The sequence below is a fragment of the Halalkalibaculum sp. DA384 genome, from assembly GCF_043951955.1.
Taxonomy (GTDB): Bacteria; Bacteroidota; Rhodothermia; order Balneolales; family Balneolaceae; genus JAMQKA01.
On the sequence record NZ_JBINJE010000068.1, the window covers coordinates 1 to 4,524 of the forward strand.

At 45.2% G+C, this 4,524-nt stretch carries 2 protein-coding genes; both read right to left on the reverse strand.

Annotated features, from left to right (window positions below; genetic code table 11):
- Positions 1-520: 520 nt before the first annotated feature.
- Entirely contained in the window at positions 521-1,639 is a 1,119-nt protein-coding gene (locus tag ACG2E4_RS18125) for a hypothetical protein (protein WP_395262538.1), read from the reverse strand.
- Between the two features lie 764 nt (positions 1,640-2,403).
- A partial coding sequence (locus ACG2E4_RS18130) for a T9SS type A sorting domain-containing protein (RefSeq protein WP_395262537.1) occupies positions 2,404-4,524 on the reverse strand: 2,121 nt, incomplete at its 5' end.

Genomic DNA, 4,524 nt, shown 5'->3' on the forward strand with positions numbered 1-4,524 from the left:
GTTGTCCCAGCCCGGACCGCCCGTCGCCTGGTACAGATCCACCAGCGCCTGGCGATCCCCCGATACACTGTCCAACGTCTGGGCAGACAGCAACAACGGAGAAGCCAGCAGCCAGAAAAGCGAGAAGACATAGCCGGTAATTTTCAGTTTAGCCTTTATCATCCATCTGTAATTTGTGTTCAAGCATCGAGTTTTTTTCTCTAATTTAATAAAACTGTCGGAACAGGCATTTATTTGGTATCCCTTTTCTGTAGTTCGATATTAATTTTGATTTATGAAACCTTCTTATGACTGACCTCATGCAGACTTACAGAGGGCTTTGCAAAATCCTCAATTCCTCGTTCAGAAGGAGTTGTACTCCCGTTAAAAAATCAATCAAGTACAACTACCTTACAAAATAGCAGGTTCTGCAAAGATCCCTTACATACAGTCTCTATGGCGCCGGTAGCCAACCACAAAAAAGGGATTCAAAGTCGCCTTTGAATCCCTTTCGCAAGTTAATCATCAGCCAGGGTTCACATCAGTTTCCGTTCAGTTCGAATCCATTCACCACGGCATGCGCAATGAAATAGACATTGCCGCTTAATCCGGATATTTCATACGTGGTTTCAGTTGCGAAATTGTGATTCTGCTGGTTGCCGTACTGACCGGGCGCAACGGTATAGTTTCCACCAGGATTCTGTGGATATGGATCTGTTCCCACATACAGATGCGTCTCGGTCATGGTATACAAAGCGTTAGTAATCGGGGAGATCTCTGTCATCTCATATGTGGCGGTGAACGTTCCATTTATATATTCTACCGTCAACGTTCCCACATGTACCCCCTTGGTTAAATCGCACTGGCCGGCCCCAGCATATATGTCGTATACTGTTTCCTCTGTGCCGGGCGCAATAGGTCCGTTAGTCCATCCCCAGTTGTTGAAGGAGACCCCGGGAATAATCTCTTCATCAAAACATTTTGAAGCGCTGGAATCAACCTCGTTGTTATCAGTCTTTACAGCATAAGCGGTTTCGCTTTTAACCATTATGGTTTGGCCGTCATTCTCGATCAGGTAAACTCCATCTCCCTCTTTTTCATCCCCGTTCCCGTTTTTCAAAAAGTCCCTAATTTTCTTGAGGATCTCTTTAACTTTGTCTACGTCAAATAGGGGTTCACCATCCTTGAATATACGTTCAGAAATGTTGTCGTATTCATGGATTTTATCGACGTCAAACTCAGGACGATCGATAAGCGACCAAATAATAACCTGTATTTCACGGAAGGTAAGGTCGGGATCTTCCTCACGAAGATCATCAAGAATGCTCATAAAATAATTTACATCACTCCAGGCCGGCTTTCCCCTGGTTGAATAGATCTTGGTTCCCTTGTTCAAGCCAAATGATGCATTTTCATTCCACTCCACGCACCATCCCTCCTGCTGAATATTACCATCCAGATTGACACTAAAAAAACTGTCAATATTTTCCCCTCTTTCAAGTTCCATGGTGACATTGTCAGCTCCCGGAACCGGGCTGACCTCATGGACAGACTCGAAACTTTCGACTAGTTCGGTGCTGGTGCTTTGCTCGCATGATGAAAAGATAAATAGTCCTATCGTAACCATACATAGTATGACCAGTGCTCTCTTTTTCTCCATAATTTTACCCTCTTAATAAATATGTTAAGATTTAGAATAGATGTTACAACGCTTTCATATTAGGAATTAGTAATCATATTATGTAATTAATTTTTATTAATTTATCGGTAAATATTTAATAAATACTAATCACTTTATTTTCAGCCCCGGGATAAATTATACGTTAATATTTTCAGGCATTTTTTATAAAATAACCTTTCAAGTCAACGGGTGCCCTATTGTTGGAAAGTTATAATCAGGGGACCATCAAAAAATATTATTAGCTATTTTCCTGCAAGAGGTATTCATTTTTTGAATGATCAAAAAATGAACAAGAAAAAATCACCGCCGGTGGATGGGAATTATGAATGAAGAATTAGAAATGATGAATTTCGAAGGGGAGATCGTATGAACGTGTCAAGCAATTATTCCGATTCCGGAAGAATTGCTGTCTGACGAGGGAGACGGACCATCAACATCCACGCCTGCTGAGGCTGGAGCGGATGCCCCATTCACCGTCTTGATTGTTGAGTTCCTTTTGGATCAAGCCAAAAGGAACACCTCGGCCAGGGAACAGACTTATTTCTTTTTTGGGACTTCTTAATCCTCCGATAGTTACCTGCTACCGTTAAAATCAAGCTACAATTAACGAATTTCCAATAACCAATAACTATTCTCCAGTGGGAATAAAAAAACCGGAGTGCAACTCATTCTGAATCACACTCCGGGCTAAATTGACGGTTATCTGTTTCCTCGAAATTTCGAAAATAACCGGTTTTGAATTCCTATTTTATCAGGGTCATTTTCTTCGTGAACGTTTTACTGCCCACAGAAAGCCGGTATATATATATTCCACTGGTCAATTTAGAGGCATCAAATCGTACGGAATAGGTCCCCTGGCTTTGCACCCGGTTATTGACCAACGTAGCTACTTTTTTCCCGATCAGGTTATAGATCGTTAAATTGACTGCCACTTCCCTGTCTACACTGTACTCGATTTCCGTGGTCGGGTTAAACGGATTTGGATAGTTTTGAGACAGTTTTATGGCCCGGGGCTCTTCAACGGGGTTCGGCTCTATCTTGGGTGCGGGTGAAATATCCAGGACAAATCGCGACTCATCGGACCCTGCAGCAGCATTGAATGTATAGGAATCGCTGTTTCTCAGGTTTATCGTCCTGTTTTGGCGAAGATCCTGCAACACGACCGACCACTCCTGCGGGATATTTACAAGCCGGGGCCACTTCAACGTAATCTCCTGCTGGTTCGGTGAGCTGAATCCCAACTGTATACGGAACTCTCCCGTAAGAGTGTCTGGCAGTACGCTTTTGGAAAATTGCTCCCCTCGTTTCCCCTCAATGCTATAGAGCTGTAATGAACTACTCTGCATAGGGTTTAATGAAGACAGCTTATACGCGTCAAACAGGTCGACTCCAACCTTGCCCCTCTCATTGAATTCGATGATATACCTGTCGCTGCTGGTACTGTCCTGTTCCATCAAAAATAAAATGGATTTTTCCTCCTTGTGATCCGATGCAGACGTATTCACCACCTTGTTAAGATTTCCCTGATTGCTGGCTGATATACTGGCTTTATCCAGGGTAAGTGGTCCCTCTCCTTTATCGAGATAACGCAGCCAAAAAACCTGGAATGGGTCAATAGTATGCCCCCCGCCCTCAGGCAGACTTTGATACTGGGATTGGATATGATCCCAGATATACAGGTTTGCATTGACCTGCGGATTGACCTCTCGGGCCGCTTCCAATATTTTATCAACCAGAATTGGAACTCCATACGGATTTCCCACCAGGTTCCATCCTTCCTGTCCATCGATTATTGTCGAGTTGTCGGAATCCGTCACCGAGATGGGGACCGTTACCGGGCTGCTGTTTTCAGATCCATCTACTCCCAGCACTTTGGGGAAACCCTCCTGTACTCCCTCCTTGCCCGGGTTGTTATCTTCAAAAACCCAGGTTAAATATCCCTTCCCCGGCTCCATTTTGCTTGACATTGAAGAAGGCGTTTCAAATTCCTGGTTTTCTTCATTCCAAACAAAAATGTTGGGATCCTGACTTTCTGCGTTGGAACCGGGTATGCCCTGATTCCATAAAGAGCCCAAAAGATCATCCAGCGTTTTGTTTGCCGCTGGAACTGATACCATGCGCATCCCCTCCGTGCCGGTGAGTTTTAGAGTAAAGTCAAATCCTGAACCTGTTGTAAAACGCCATATTGGACTCCATTCTCCCTCCGCACCATCTTTGACGGCCCGTACTCTCCAATCGTGTGTCGTTTCGGGATCGAGTCCACCGGGAGGAGTATAACTCGTTCCGTTAACCTCGGTTTCGACCACCATCTCCGCGGGATCAATACGGTTCGCATGCAGCACATAATAGTCCGCCCCCTCCACGGGTTTCCATTCAAAAGTGGAAGCTGCCGATATATTACTTCCATCGTCAGCCGGAGACAGCTGTACCGGGGCCGACAAGCCGGGAGAAACGGAAGCTTCAGCGGTAGTAAAACTGCGAGATTCCGACCAGTTACTTTCACCCGCAGTATTTGAAGCCCGTACTCTCCAATAGTAGGTGTTGGAATGATCTAAATCGCTTATTTCCCTGGCACTTTCCTTAAGATCATTCTGATCAATAAATGTGGAACCAAAACTGCCGTCTGTTGCCACCTGCAACTGATATTGATCCGCTCCACTTGATGAGCTCCAATCCAGTGTAAGGGTAGTTGCTTTTCCCTCAGCCGCCTCTTCCGGACTTAGCAGCGACGGTGTTTCGGGGGCAGAAGAAGAATCGCCTTCATCAGTACTCCCGTTGAGGTCCTGTTCGGTGATGGTGATCGGGATGCTTTGGAGGGTCAGCTCGGGCACCTGCGGGTTGGTCACCTCCAGCCGGTAGGTGCC